This window comes from Kosakonia oryziphila, from assembly GCF_900094795.1.
Lineage (GTDB): Bacteria > Pseudomonadota > Gammaproteobacteria > Enterobacterales > Enterobacteriaceae > Kosakonia > Kosakonia oryziphila.
In genome coordinates this window covers 92,058-105,727 of the sequence record NZ_FMBC01000003.1, presented here as the reverse complement: position 1 = coordinate 105,727, position 13,670 = coordinate 92,058, and the positions used below count along the sequence as shown (strand labels likewise).

Below are 13,670 nucleotides of genomic sequence, written 5' to 3'. Positions count from 1 at the left end.
CAAAAATTTCAACATCGACCACGGAATACGTTATGACTTCGCGAGTTATTGCTCTGGATTTAGACGGTACGCTACTGACACCGAAAAAAACGCTTCTGCCCTCATCCATTGAAGCGTTGGCCCGCGCAAAAGCGGCAGGACATCAACTCATCATCGTCACCGGTCGGCATCATGTCGCCATCCACCCTTTTTATCAGGCACTGGCGCTGGATACACCTGCAATTTGCTGTAATGGCACTTATTTGTATGATTATCATGCAAAAAAAGTGCTCTCTGCTGATCCACTGCCGGTGCCAAAAGCGCAACAACTGATTACTCAGCTTAACGAGCATGACATTCATGGTCTGATGTATGTTGATAACGCCATGCTGTACGAGAAACCCACCGGCCATGTGCTGCGCACCAACAACTGGGCGCAATCGCTGCCGCCGGAACAACGTCCGGTATTCGAACAAGTGGCGTCGTTGAACACCGCAGCGCAGGAAGTGGAAGCCATCTGGAAATTCGCGCTCACCGATGAAGATACGCAAAAGCTGAAGAATTTTGTCCACCATATCGAACAGACACTGGGGCTGGAATGTGAATGGTCGTGGCATGATCAGGTTGATATCGCCCGCGCCGGAAACAGCAAAGGCAAACGCCTGGCCGAATGGGTGGCCTCACAAGGCATGTCGATGCAGAACGTGGTGGCGTTTGGTGATAATTATAATGATATCAGTATGCTGGAAGCGGCTGGTCTGGGCGTGGCGATGGGGAATGCCGACGATGCAGTCAAAGCGCACGCCGATGTGGTGATTGGCGATAATACTGTCGACAGCATTGCCAGCTTTATCTACAAAGCGCTGCTGTGATCAGGCCGTAATCGACACGCTCTTGATTTGCGCATACAGCCACTGGCCCGCTTTAACACCCAGTTCATCTCTTGCCCAGGGGCTGATGCGCGCCCACAACGTGCGGCTTCCCACCTCCAGTTGAACTTCTACCTGCCCATCAATATCGAAACACTGCGCCACTTTAGCGCGCAGAATATTACGAATACTGGTATTCATCGGCGGTTGTAGTACCAGGGAAACGTCCGTCGCCTGCACACGGATGCGCAACGTGCTTTGCAGCGGGCGATCGACTTTGTTCACCCAGATATGCTGATCGCCAAGCGCCAGTGCGGTCATCGCATAATGCGGATGGTGTTCCAGCACCACCACTTTTAGCACGCTGCTTTGCTGTTCGGGTGGCAGCCAGGGGTTCATCACGCGGCTTCCCCAGACATCTTCCAGGCTACCGAACGCTTTCACTTCACCCGCTTCCAGCACCATCACTTTATCGGCCAGGTGCAGGATCTCATCCAGCGAGTGGCTGACATACAGCATCGGGATGTTGATCTCCTGCGCCAGTCGCTGCAAATAGGGTAACAACTCCCGTTTACGGGGAATATCCAGTGAAGCCAACGGCTCATCCAGCAGCATCAGTTCCGGCGCGGTTAATAAGGCGCGGCCAATGGCAACACGCTGTTTTTCACCACCAGAGAGCGTACCCGGCAGCCGCTCCAGCAAAGGCTCAATGCCCAGCAGCGCCACCAGCTTGTCGAACTGCCCGGCCATTGATTTCGCCATGCCATAACGCAGGTTACCGAGCACTTTATAGTGTGGGAACAGGCGCGCATCCTGAAAAACATAACCGACACGGCGTTTTTCTGGCGGCAGGCAAATTTTGCGCGTGGTATCGAGAAGCACGCGATTGTTCAGAGTAATACGCCCCTCTTGTGGGTGCGTGAGGCCGCCAATTGCGTTAATCAGTGAGGTTTTCCCGGCGCCGGAAACACCAAAAATCGCCGTAATCCCGCTGGCAGGCAGTGATTCGGCGACACGCAGTTGATGTGTTCCCAGCGTTTGGGTGAAATTGAGCTCCAGCATAGGTTATCTTCCCGTCCGTTCACGGCTGATACGCGCCAGCCATTCCGACACCAGCAACGAGATTAGCGCCAACACAATAGAGATAACACATAGCCGCGCCGCCGCGCTTTCGCCGCCAGGCATCTGGATCAGGGTGTACATCGCCGACGGAATGGTGCGCGTTTCCCCCGGAATATTGGAAACGAAGGTGATGGTCGCGCCAAACTCACCGAGCGAGCGGGCGAAGGCCAGCACCGTACCAACAATAATTCCCGGCAACGTCAGCGGCAGCGTGATGGTGACAAAGACGCGCCAGCGCCCTGCACCAAGCGTACGTGCCGCCTGTTCAAGTTTTCTATCCACACCTTCCAGCGCCAGACGGATCGCGCGCACCATCAATGGAAAAGACATCACTGCGGCGGCTAACACCGCGCCGCGCCAGCTAAACGCAAAGGTGATACCGAACCAGTCATACAACCACTGACCGATAAAACCGCGTCGGCCCATCGCTACCAGCAACAGATAACCTACCACCACCGGCGGTAAAACCAAGGGCAGATGCAGTACGCTATCAAGGAGAGCCTTCCCTGGAAATGTGCAACGCACCAGCAGCCAGGCAAAGAAGATCCCAAAGGGCAAACTGAATAATACCGCGAGGGATGAGACTTTTAGGCTCAGCAGTACCGCCTGCCATTCAGGATCCGTCAATATCATTAGTGCGTCGTAAATCCGTAACGTTTGAAAATTTCAGAAGCCTGCGGGCCTCTCAGGTAATCATAAAACGCCGTTACCGTTGCGTTTTTATGCCCATCAATGATAGCCAGCGGGTATTCCACTTTTTGGTGTGAATCCTCCGGGAAGGTACCCACCACTTTCACACCTTTGCTGGCAACCGCGTCAGAACCGTAAACGATGCCCAGCGGCGCTTCTCCTCGCTCTACCAGTGCCAGCGCGCCACGCACGTCTTCTGCCGGAGCCAGCTTCGGTGACAGGGTGTCCCATGCCCCCAGTTTTTGCAGCGCTTCTTTAGCGTAAATCCCTGCCGGAACGTGTTCCGGGTCGCCAACGGCAAGGCGGCCGCCTTTCAGCAGGCTTGCCCAGTCCGTTTTGGCATTAATGGTAATATCGCCCTGAGCGCTACTTTTCGGGGCTACGACCACCAGGCTATTGCCCAACAGGGTTTCACGCGTCGCCGTATCAATGGCTTTTTTCCCGACCGCATAATCCATCCATTTCTGATCGGCAGAAATAAACAGATCGGCTGGCGCGCCTGCTTCAATCTGACGCGCCAACGTTGACGATGAGGCAAATGAAGAGACTACCTCAACGTTTTTCTCTTTTTTATACGCCGCCGCAATATCCTGTAGCGCATTGGTCAGCGATGCTGCTGCAAAAACGGTAATTTTGCCCTCTTCCGCCAGCGCATGCCCGGCAACAGAAAGCGATAAAGTCGCCCCAGCAAAAAGGCGTAACCATGTACCTGCCATTTGTAGCTCCTCTGAGTATCGTTATATACATTGAAACATAACGATGTTATCAGAGTTTTGATGAACGCAGGTAATACCCATAAAGAATGAGTAACTTCAGTAAATATATCGGCAGGATGTCACAAAACCTTGAACAGTAAAACGCCCACCGAAGTGGGCGTTTTCGAAAGGATCAGCGCTGCTGGCTGGAACGGTCGCGGCGACCAAAGGCGGAAAAGACGTTAAACACTTCACCCAGGCCATAAATCAACCCCAGGATGACAGCCATCACCACAGGAACCATGATCACGGCAAAAACCAGACTTTTCAATAACTCAAACATGATCGACTCCGGATATTGTGAAGGAAGCATTTTAGCCTGATTTCACAGTAAAACACTCGCCTTTTGTGCGATTGCATGCGCCACTTTGCTATCAATATCAGGGCTCAGGCTAGGCGTAATACTGCTTTTCCTTCACAATACTCTTTTTGCCAGGATATTGCGTAATGCAGGCTGAAATTCTCTTAACCCTCAAACTCCAGGAACGCCTTTTTGCCGATCCGCGCCGTATTTCTCTGCTGAAACAGATTGAACAAACAGGTTCGATTAGCCAGGGTGCGAAGAACGCAGGCATCAGTTACAAAAGCGCCTGGGATGCCATTAATGAAATGAACCAACTGAGCGAACATACGCTGGTTGATCGTGCAACAGGCGGTAAAGGCGGTGGCGGCGCGGTAGTGACGCGTTACGGACAGCGTCTGATTCAGCTTTACGATCTGCTGGCGCAGATTCAACAGAAGGCGTTTGACGTGCTGAGCGACGACGACGCGCTGCCGCTGGACAGCCTGCTGGCAGCTATTTCCCGCTTCTCCCTGCAAACCAGCGCCCGCAACCAGTGGTTTGGCACCGTAACCGCCCGCGATCACCAGCAGGTACAGCAGCATATTGAAGTGCTGCTGGCCGACGGTGAAACGCGTCTGAAAGTCGCTATCACCGCACAAAGCGGCGAACGGCTTGGCCTTGATGCAGGAAAAGAGGTACTGGTATTACTGAAAGCGCCATGGGTTAATATCACACAGGATGCGCAGTGCGCAGCGCTTGCCGACAACCAGCTTAAGGGGTTCATCAGCCATATTGAGCGTGGCGAACAGCAAAGCGAAGTGCTGATGACATTGCCCGACGGACAGCAACTCTGCGCCACGGTGCCGACGCATGATGTGGATAATTTGCAGAAACAGCACGAAGTGACGGCATATTTTAATGCCGATCGCGTCATTCTCGCCACGTTATGCTAATCGCATTGACAAGTGAGTGCATTGCACGTATCCCTGAGCTTCATTGCTGCAAAAAACGGGATGTATCATGTCATCATTGCAAATTTCGCAAGGCACGTTTCGTCTTAGCGATACACGTACACTGCACCTTGAACAGTTAATCCTGCGGGCGGGTGAAAGCTGGGCCTTTGTTGGTGCTAACGGCAGCGGGAAATCCGCGCTGGCCCGCGCGCTTTCAGGAGAACTGACGCTGTTGAACGGTGAACGTCAGTGCCAGTTTACCCGCCTGACGCGCCTCTCTTTTGAACAGTTACAAAAACTGGTCAGCGATGAGTGGCAGCGCAACAACACCGATATGCTCAGTCCTGGCGAAGAAGATACCGGGCGCACCACCGCCGACATCATTCAGGATGAGGTCAAAAACCCACAGCGCTGTGAACAACTGGCGGCGCTGTTCGGCATCACGCATCTGCTGACACGCCGTTTTAAATACCTTTCGACCGGCGAAACGCGCAAAACACTGCTGTGCCAGGCGCTGATGTCCGAGCCGGAACTGCTGGTTCTGGATGAACCGTTCGACGGGCTGGATGTGAACTCCCGCCAGCAACTGGCAGAACTTCTGGCGCGGTTGAATGCAGAGGGTTACACCGTGGTGCTGGTGCTTAACCGCTTCGATGAAATTCCGGAGTTTGTGCAGCATGCTGGCGTACTGGTGGATTGCACCCTAACGGAAACCGGTGAAAAGTCAGCCCTGTTGCAACAGGCGCTGATTGCGCAACTGGCGCACAGTGAAAAACTGACCGGCATTGCCCTGCCGGAACCCGATGCGCCCCCGGCCCGAGAAACGTTACGCACGGGCGAGCCGCTGATTGTGTTAAACGATGGTGTCGTTTCTTATAACGACCGGCCAATCATCAACCAGCTTTCCTGGACGGTAAACCCCGGCGAACACTGGCAGATCATCGGCCCGAACGGCGCAGGAAAATCGACGCTATTGAGCCTGATCACTGGCGATCATCCGCAAGGTTACAGTAACGATCTTACGCTGTTTGGCCGCCGTCGCGGCAGCGGTGAAACTATTTGGGATATCAAAAAACATATTGGTTACGTCAGCAGCAGCCTACATCTCGATTACCGCGTCAGCACCAATGTGCGCAACGTGATCCTCTCCGGCTATTTTGACTCAATTGGCATCTATCAGGCGGTGTCAGACAAACAGCACAAACTGGCGCAGCGCTGGCTGGATATTTTAGGTTTCGACGCCCGCACCGCCGATGCGCCATTCCACAGCCTTTCATGGGGACAACAGCGGCTGGCGCTGATTGTCCGTGCGCTGGTGAAACATCCGACATTACTGATCCTTGACGAGCCGCTGCAAGGCCTTGATCCGCTGAACCGTCAGTTGATCCGCCGCTTTGTTGATGTGTTAATCAGTGAAGGGCAAACTCAGTTGTTGTTCGTTTCACATCATGCTGACGATGCGCCAGCCTGCATTACTCACCGGCTTACCTTTGTGCCGGAAGGCGACAACTATCGCTACCAACTCGAAACGCACACTTCCTGAGCAGCATCACTCTGGCGAACTTCTGGAATATATGTCTTTTATCGTGTACGCCGATTGCCTGGCTGCCATCAATGACTTATAACCTCTCGGGACGTTGCCCGACTTTGTCGGCAGCGTCTGCGTTGCTGTAACGCAATGCAGTCATTTTAAGGCTGTTCAGATTCGCCGGATAAGCGCCGCTAAAGCAGGTTTTTCCGGCGGTTACACGACAAACCGGACGACAGAAAATTCAGTGTAAACGATTCCACTATTTTATCCCATATCACAGTTTTCACCTCTCTGTTATGCTAAGGTTTGTTCATATCAAATGCTTTATGGAGTGAAATATGCGAGTTCTTGTTACTGGTGGTAGCGGTTACATAGGAAGCCACACCTGCGTGCAACTGCTGCAAAACGGCCATGATGTCATCATTCTGGATAACCTCTGTAACAGTAAGCGCAGCGTACTCAATGAAATCGAGCGCTTCGGCGGGAAATCCGCGCTGTTCGTTGAAGGTGATGTTCGCGATGAAGCGCTGCTGGCCGAAATCCTGCACGATCATGCCATTGAAGCAGTTATTCACTTTGCCGGGCTGAAGGCTGTTGGCGAATCCGTGGCGAAGCCGCTGGAGTACTATGACAACAACGTCAACGGTACGCTGCGCCTGGTAGACGCCATGCGTGCCGCTAACGTCAAAAACCTGATTTTCAGCTCCTCTGCCACGGTCTACGGCGATCAACCGAAAATCCCTTATGTCGAAAGCTTCCCTACCGGGACGCCGCAAAGTCCGTACGGCAAAAGTAAGTTGATGGTGGAACAGATCCTCACTGACCTGCAAAAAGCACAGCCGGAGTGGAGCATCGCGCTGTTGCGCTACTTCAACCCGGTTGGCGCACATCCGTCGGGAGATATGGGCGAAGATCCGCAGGGTATTCCGAATAACCTGATGCCTTACATCGCGCAGGTTGCCGTTGGTCGTCGTGATTCGCTGGCAATCTTCGGCAACGATTATCCGACGCAGGATGGCACAGGTGTGCGTGATTACATTCATGTGATGGACCTTGCTGACGGTCACGTTGCAGCTATGCAACAACTGGCCGGCAAACCGGGCGTGCATATTTACAACCTCGGCGCCGGTGTCGGCAGCAGCGTACTGGATGTGGTTAACGCATTCAGCAAAGCCTGCGGCAAACCGGTGGCATGGCATTACGCGCCGCGCCGCGAAGGCGATTTACCGGCCTACTGGGCCGACGCGACCAAAGCCGATAAAGAGCTGAACTGGCGCGTGACCCGTACGCTTGACGAAATGGCAGAAGATACCTGGCGCTGGCAGTCACGCCATCCGCAGGGTTATCCGGACTGAAGGAGCAGTAATGACGCAATTTAACCCGGTCGATCACCCGCATCGCCGCTACAACCCGCTGACTGATCAGTGGATCCTGGTTTCTCCGCATCGCGCAAAACGTCCCTGGCAAGGGGCGCAGGAAACGCCTGCGAAGCAAACATTGCCTGCACACGATCCGGATTGCTTCCTGTGTCCGGGCAATACTCGCGTAACGGGCGATAAAAACCCCGATTACACCAGTACTTACGTGTTCACCAATGATTTTGCAGCGCTGATGACCGATACGCCGCAGGCGCCGGAAAGCAGCGATCCGCTGATGCGCAGCCAGAGCGCACGCGGAACCAGCCGGGTTATTTGCTTCTCGCCGGATCACAGCAAAACGCTGCCGGAGCTTAGCCTGAGCGCGCTGGAAGAGGTGGTGAAAACCTGGCAACAGCAAACCGCCGAGCTGGGCCAGCAGTATCCCTGGGTGCAGGTTTTTGAGAATAAAGGCGCGGCAATGGGCTGCTCCAACCCGCATCCGCATGGTCAGGTGTGGGCGAACAGCTTTCTGCCCAACGAAGTGGAACGCGAAGACCGTCTGCAAAAAGCGTACTTTGCTGAACATCACTCGCCGATGCTGGTCGATTATGTGCAGCGCGAGCTAAATGACGGCAGCCGTACGGTAGTGGAAACTGAGCACTGGCTGGCCGTGGTGCCTTACTGGGCGGCATGGCCCTTCGAAACGTTGCTGTTGCCGAAGGCGCATATCCAGCGCATTACCGACTTAACCACAGCGCAGCGCAGCGATCTGGCGCTGGCGCTGAAAAAACTGACCAGCCGTTACGACAATCTGTTCCAGTGCTCTTTCCCCTACTCAATGGGTTGGCACGGCGCACCGTTTAACGGTGAAGAGAATGATCACTGGCAATTGCACGCGCATTTCTACCCGCCGCTTCTGCGTTCCGCTACCGTACGTAAATTTATGGTGGGCTACGAAATGCTGGCGGAAACCCAGCGCGATTTGACGGCGGAACAAGCCGCTGAACGCCTGCGTGCGCTAAGCGATGTCCATTTTCGCGAATCCGGAGAATAATAATGAGTCTGAAAGAGAAAACACAATCCCTGTTTGCTGAGAAATTTGGCTACCCTGCCACCCATACCATTCAGGCTCCGGGCCGCGTGAATCTGATTGGCGAACATACTGACTATAACGATGGTTTTGTTCTGCCCTGTGCTATTGATTACCAGACGGTGATTAGCTGTGCACCGCGCACCGATCACATCGTGCGGGTGATTGCCGCTGATTACGATAACCAGACGGATGAATTTTCCCTCGACGCCCCCATTGTTATTCACGACAGCCAACAGTGGTCCAACTATGTGCGTGGCGTAATGAAACACCTGCAAAAACGAAACGCGAGCTTTGGCGGTGCCGATTTGGTGATCAGTGGTAACGTACCGCAAGGCGCGGGGTTAAGCTCTTCAGCATCGCTGGAAGTGGCGGTCGGTACCGTCTTCCAGCAGCTTTACCATCTGCCGCTGGATGGTGCGCAGATTGCCCTCAACGGCCAGGAAGCGGAAAACCAGTTCGTCGGCTGTAACTGCGGCATTATGGATCAGTTGATCTCGGCGCTGGGCAAAAAAGGCAGCGCGTTGCTGATCGATTGCCGCTCACTGGGTACCAAAGCAGTGTCGATGCCGGAAGGTGTGGCAATTGTCATCATTAACAGTAACTTCAAACGCACGTTAGTGGGCAGTGAATACAACACGCGTCGTCAGCAGTGCGAAACTGGCGCACGTTTCTTCCAGCAGAAAGCGCTGCGTGATGTCAGCATCGACCAGTTCAATGCGGTAGCGCACGAGCTGGATCCACTGGTCAGCAAACGCGTACGCCATGTGCTGACAGAAAACGCGCGCACGGTGGAAGCAGCAGCCGCGCTGGAGAAAGGCGATCTGCAACGCATGGGCGTGCTGATGGCCGAATCCCACGCGTCGATGCGCGATGATTTTGAAATCACTGTGCCGCAAATCGATACGTTGGTCGAGATTGTAAAAGCCACCATCGGTGACAAAGGCGGCGTACGCATGACCGGCGGCGGCTTCGGTGGCTGCGTTGTCGCGCTGGTGCCAGAAGCACTGGTTCCTGTGGTGAAACAGGCCGTGGAAAGCCAGTACGAAGCCAAAACCGGCATCAAAGAAACCTTTTATGTGTGTAAACCTTCACAGGGAGCAGGACAGTGCTAAACGAATCTGCGACGGCGGCCCCGGACGGGCTGCCCTTTCGTCTCATAACTCTGCGCAACAGCGCCGGAATGGTGGTGACACTGATGGACTGGGGCGCGACGCTGCTCTCGGCACGCGTGCCACTGAAAAATGGCACCGTACGTGAAGCGTTGCTTGGCTGCGCATCACCGGAATACTATCTACAACAATCCGCGTTTCTCGGCGCTTCGGTGGGCCGCTACGCCAACCGTATCAGCAAAAGCCGTTTTCAGCTTGATGGCCAGACGTATGCGCTTACGCCCAGCCAGGGCGAAAATCAGTTGCACGGTGGCCCTGACGGTTTCGACAAGCGTCGCTGGCGAATTGAGCGTCAGAATGAAAATGAAGTGCTGTTTTCGCTGACCTCGCCGGATGGCGATCAGGGTTTTCCGGGCAACGTAAATGCCACGGCGAATTTTCGCCTCGGCGAGGATAACCGTCTGGCCATTGAATATCGCGCCACGACCGACAAACCCTGCCCGGTCAATCTGACGAACCACGCGTATTTCAACCTCGATGGGTACCAGTCCGATGTGCGTAGCCACTCCCTGCAACTGCTGGCAGATGAATATCTCCCTGTGGATGAGATGGGGCTACCGACCGGTGGGTTGAAAAAAGTCGCGCTGACCAGTTTTGATTTCCGTACGCCCAAAACCGTGGCAGAAGAGTTTCTCAGCGATGACGATCAGCGTGTGGTAAAAGGCTACGATCATGCGTTTTTGTTGCAGGCAAAGGGCGATACCAGCCAGCCTGCGGCGTATCTGTGGTCAGCAGATAATCAACTGCAAATGACGGTTTATACCAGCGCCCCTGCGCTCCAGTTCTATTCCGGTAATTATCTTGACGGGACGCCAGCACGCGGGGGGAAAACCTACGCTGCATGGCAAGGCCTGGCGCTGGAAAGTGAATTTTTGCCCGACAGCCCGAACCGCCCGGACTATCCACAGCCGGACTGTGTGTTACGCCCCGGCAGCGAATATATCAGCCTGACGGAATATCACTTTATTGCGCTTTAATCTCAGCCCTCCTTCCGGAGGGTTTTTTTTGCTCATTTTGCTGAAATAAGCGTCACTCATCGACAAAACTATAACCACTGGTTCACAAGCATCTTACACTGCGCGGCTATTTTCGCTATGGTTATAGGTAACCGTTGCCGTGGCTCGCTCCCTGGCAATATAATGAGAATTGTTATCATTCAATCAGGTTTACAGGAGTAAGAGTATGGCTGTTACTAAACTGGTTCTGGTTCGTCATGGCGAAAGCCAATGGAACAACGAAAACCGCTTCACCGGTTGGTACGATGTCGATCTGTCAGAGAAAGGCGTTGGTGAAGCAAAAGCAGCAGGCAAACTGCTGAAAGAGGAAGGCTACTCCTTTGATTTTGCTTACACCTCCGTGCTGAAACGTGCCATCCACACACTGTGGAACGTGCTGGACGAATTGGATCAAGCATGGTTGCCGGTAGAAAAAAGCTGGAAACTGAACGAGCGTCACTACGGCGCATTGCAGGGTCTGAACAAAGCCGAAACCGCAGAGAAATACGGTGACGAGCAGGTTAAACAGTGGCGTCGTGGCTTTGCCGTTACCCCGCCAGCGCTGACCAAAGATGACGAACGTTTCCCGGGCCACGATCCGCGCTACGCCAAACTGACCGAAGCCGAGCTACCGCAGACCGAAAGCCTGGCGCTGACCATTGATCGCGTTATTCCTTACTGGAATGAAACCATTCTGCCGCGTCTGAAAAGCGGTGAGCGCGTGATTATTGCTGCGCACGGTAACTCCCTACGCGCACTGGTGAAATACCTCGACAATATGAGCGAAGAGGAGATCCTCGAACTGAACATCCCGACTGGCGTGCCGCTGGTTTATGAGTTCGATGAAAACTTCAAACCGCTGAAACACTACTACCTGGGCAATGCGGAAGAGATCGCCGCAAAAGCCGCTGCGGTAGCAAACCAGGGTAAAGCGAAGTAAGTTTTCTCCCATTAAAAAAGCGTCTCACGCGATCAGATACACAAAATAATTCGCAGTGCAGCTAATCCCCGGCTGCTAATACAAGCAAGCGGCCGGGTTAGTGAGGAAAGCCAACGCCTCTGTGTCTCGAATCAGGTGCGACGGGCTTTTACTGCTGCCGCTAACTGACGCAGGATCGCGTCCGTATCTTCCCAGCCGATGCACGCATCGGTGATGCTCTTACCGTAGAGCAGCGGTTTGCCGCTCTCCAGGCTCTGATTACCTTCCACCAGATGGCTTTCAATCATCACGCCGATAATCGCTTTTTCACCATTGGCGATCTGCTGGCAGACATCGCTGCCAACGTCCATTTGCTTTTTGAATTGTTTACTGGAGTTCGCATGACTGAAATCGATCATCACCTGCGGTTCCAGGCCCGCTTTGGTCAGACCTGATTTCACTTCTGCCACATGTTTTGCACTGTAGTTCGGTTCTTTGCCGCCGCGCAGAATAATGTGGCAGTCGCCATTACCGGCGGTATTCACAATGGCTGAGTGGCCCCATTTGGTGACGGACAGGAAGCAGTGCGGCGCGCTGGCGGCGTTAATGGCATCGATCGCCACTTTGATGGTGCCGTCGGTGCCGTTTTTGAATCCAACCGGACAGGAGAGACCAGAAGCCAGCTCGCGGTGTACCTGTGATTCCGTAGTTCGGGCGCCGATCGCCCCCCAGCTCATCAGATCCGCCAGATATTGCGGTGTGATCATATCGAGGAATTCCCCCGCAGCCGGCAGACCGCTGTCATTGATTTCCAGCAACAACTTACGGGCAATGCGCAGGCCGTCATTGATCTGGAAGCTGTTATCCATATACGGATCGTTGATCAGCCCTTTCCAACCTACGGTGGTACGCGGTTTTTCAAAATAGACGCGCATCACCACTTCCAGCTCACCGCTAAGCTCTTCACGCAATGCCAGCAGGCGCGAAGCATACTCTTTCGCCGCTGCAGGATCATTAATGGAGCACGGACCAATCACCACCAGCAGACGATCGTCATTGCCGCGCAGAATGTTGTGGATCGCTTTGCGGGCGCTGGATACCGTCCGGGCGGCAGTTTCAGTGGCGGGGAATTTTTCAAGGAGCGCTACAGGAGGTAATAACTCGTTGATCTCTTTAATACGTAAATCGTCGTTCTGATAATTCATGATCTTTCCAGTGTGCCCATACTTTTTTGTAATGAATGCAATCTTTCCAATCTATCTTGTCAGACCCGAAGTGTAAACGTCATTTTACACTTCGGGCGGATAATTCCTGGAATGGTGCAAAAAGCCATGCAAAAGTCGCAGACTGTAAGATTGGGGCTACACTTTTTAACTGCAAACACCGTTAAATTGAATTTTAGCAATATTACATTCTGCCGTTAATCACTAAAACGGCATCTTTCACCACTGAGCGTGATAACTCGTTCGCGCTGCTTTTATCGCCTTTGCCGGTGATGAAAACGACCAGAACAGGAGCTTTATGATGAAAATGAATAAATTAGCGACGCTTTTACTGACCTCGACGCTGACCCTTGCAGGTGGGGCAGCATGGGCTGCCGGTTCCACGGCTGATACTTCGGCCAATAACGGCCAGGCAAACTCCTCGGCAGCCGCAGGGCAAACAGCCCCGGATGCACAGCAGAATCTTGCGCCGAAAGGGGTTGATAACAGCAAAATTAACAACGGCAGCACAAATTCCGCTTCCGGGACACATCAGACTCATTCATCGCAGCATATGAGCAAAGATGAAGTGCACAAAAACACGATGTGTAAGGACGGCCGTTGCCCGGACGTGAACAAAAAAGTCCAAACCGGTAACGGTACTCATAATGATGCCGATACCAAAACCGATGGCACTACCCAGTAAAAATAATGACGCCGTAATACGTGAGGAGAGCTTCGGCTCTCCTTAT

The 13,670-nt window shown here is 53.6% G+C and carries 14 protein-coding genes; 9 read left to right on the top strand and 5 right to left on the bottom strand.

All coding sequences use genetic code 11. The features are described 5' to 3' along the window. Positions 1-32 precede the first annotated feature (32 nt). Positions 33-851: a pyridoxal phosphatase gene (locus GA0061070_RS02595; protein ID WP_090133393.1), complete on the top strand. Its 819-nt coding sequence runs from the start codon at positions 33-35 to the stop codon at positions 849-851. Here GA0061070_RS02595 and modC read toward each other — a convergent pair whose 3' ends face one another. The 4 genes from modC to GA0061070_RS02575 form a co-directional block, all read right to left on the bottom strand. Continuing rightward, on the bottom strand, positions 852-1,910 hold the full coding sequence (gene modC / locus GA0061070_RS02590) for a molybdenum ABC transporter ATP-binding protein ModC (RefSeq protein WP_090133391.1): 1,059 nt from the start codon (positions 1,908-1,910) through the stop codon (positions 852-854). Between the two features lie 3 nt (positions 1,911-1,913). Beyond that, positions 1,914-2,603 carry a molybdate ABC transporter permease subunit gene (gene modB / locus GA0061070_RS02585; protein ID WP_071920504.1) on the bottom strand — a complete coding sequence of 230 codons (690 nt, stop codon included), beginning with the start codon at positions 2,601-2,603 and terminating at the stop codon, positions 1,914-1,916. After that, positions 2,603-3,376 (bottom strand): molybdate ABC transporter substrate-binding protein, encoded by a 774-nt coding sequence (gene modA / locus GA0061070_RS02580; protein ID WP_090133389.1) that lies wholly within the window; start codon positions 3,374-3,376, stop codon positions 2,603-2,605. The genes modB and modA overlap by 1 nt, the downstream gene beginning before the upstream one ends. A gap of 172 nt (positions 3,377-3,548) precedes the next feature. Next, complete coding sequence (locus GA0061070_RS02575) at positions 3,549-3,698, bottom strand: AcrZ family multidrug efflux pump-associated protein (protein WP_090133388.1); 150 nt, start codon at positions 3,696-3,698, stop codon at positions 3,549-3,551. A 164-nt stretch (positions 3,699-3,862) separates the two neighbouring features. Here GA0061070_RS02575 and modE point away from each other — a divergent pair, with 164 nt between their 5' ends. The 7 genes from modE to gpmA all read left to right on the top strand — a co-directional run bounded on the left by modE (position 3,863) and on the right by gpmA (position 11,737). Beyond that, the gene (gene modE, locus GA0061070_RS02570) at positions 3,863-4,651 is read left to right on the top strand and encodes a molybdenum-dependent transcriptional regulator (protein WP_090133386.1); all 789 of its coding nucleotides are present in this window, start codon (positions 3,863-3,865) and stop codon (positions 4,649-4,651) included. A 67-nt stretch (positions 4,652-4,718) separates the two neighbouring features. Further along, on the top strand, positions 4,719-6,194 hold the full coding sequence (modF, locus tag GA0061070_RS02565; protein ID WP_090133384.1) for a molybdate ABC transporter ATP-binding protein ModF: 1,476 nt from the start codon (positions 4,719-4,721) through the stop codon (positions 6,192-6,194). A 326-nt stretch (positions 6,195-6,520) separates the two neighbouring features. Continuing rightward, complete coding sequence (gene galE, locus GA0061070_RS02560) at positions 6,521-7,537, top strand: UDP-glucose 4-epimerase GalE (protein WP_090133382.1); 1,017 nt, start codon at positions 6,521-6,523, stop codon at positions 7,535-7,537. A gap of 10 nt (positions 7,538-7,547) precedes the next feature. Further along, the gene (galT, locus tag GA0061070_RS02555) at positions 7,548-8,594 is read left to right on the top strand and encodes a galactose-1-phosphate uridylyltransferase (protein ID WP_090133380.1); all 1,047 of its coding nucleotides are present in this window, start codon (positions 7,548-7,550) and stop codon (positions 8,592-8,594) included. 2 nt (positions 8,595-8,596) lie between these two features. Then, positions 8,597-9,745, top strand: a complete 1,149-nt coding sequence (gene galK, locus GA0061070_RS02550; RefSeq protein ID WP_090133378.1) for a galactokinase — start codon at positions 8,597-8,599, stop codon at positions 9,743-9,745. Then, positions 9,739-10,779 carry a galactose-1-epimerase gene (gene galM, locus GA0061070_RS02545; protein ID WP_090133376.1) on the top strand — a complete coding sequence of 347 codons (1,041 nt, stop codon included), beginning with the start codon at positions 9,739-9,741 and terminating at the stop codon, positions 10,777-10,779. Before galK ends, galM begins: the two co-directional genes overlap by 7 nt. Before the next feature lie 205 nt (positions 10,780-10,984). Continuing rightward, positions 10,985-11,737, top strand: a complete 753-nt coding sequence (gpmA, locus tag GA0061070_RS02540) for a 2,3-diphosphoglycerate-dependent phosphoglycerate mutase (protein ID WP_074775320.1) — start codon at positions 10,985-10,987, stop codon at positions 11,735-11,737. A gap of 131 nt (positions 11,738-11,868) precedes the next feature. Here gpmA and aroG read toward each other — a convergent pair whose 3' ends face one another. Then, positions 11,869-12,921, bottom strand: a complete 1,053-nt coding sequence (aroG, locus tag GA0061070_RS02535; RefSeq protein WP_090133372.1) for a 3-deoxy-7-phosphoheptulonate synthase AroG — start codon at positions 12,919-12,921, stop codon at positions 11,869-11,871. Positions 12,922-13,240: 319 nt separating this feature from the next. On the opposite strand from aroG, the gene GA0061070_RS02530 reads away from it, so the two are divergent. Next, on the top strand, positions 13,241-13,624 hold the full coding sequence (locus tag GA0061070_RS02530; protein WP_090133370.1) for a YbgS-like family protein: 384 nt from the start codon (positions 13,241-13,243) through the stop codon (positions 13,622-13,624). The last annotated feature ends 46 nt before the right edge of the window (positions 13,625-13,670 follow it).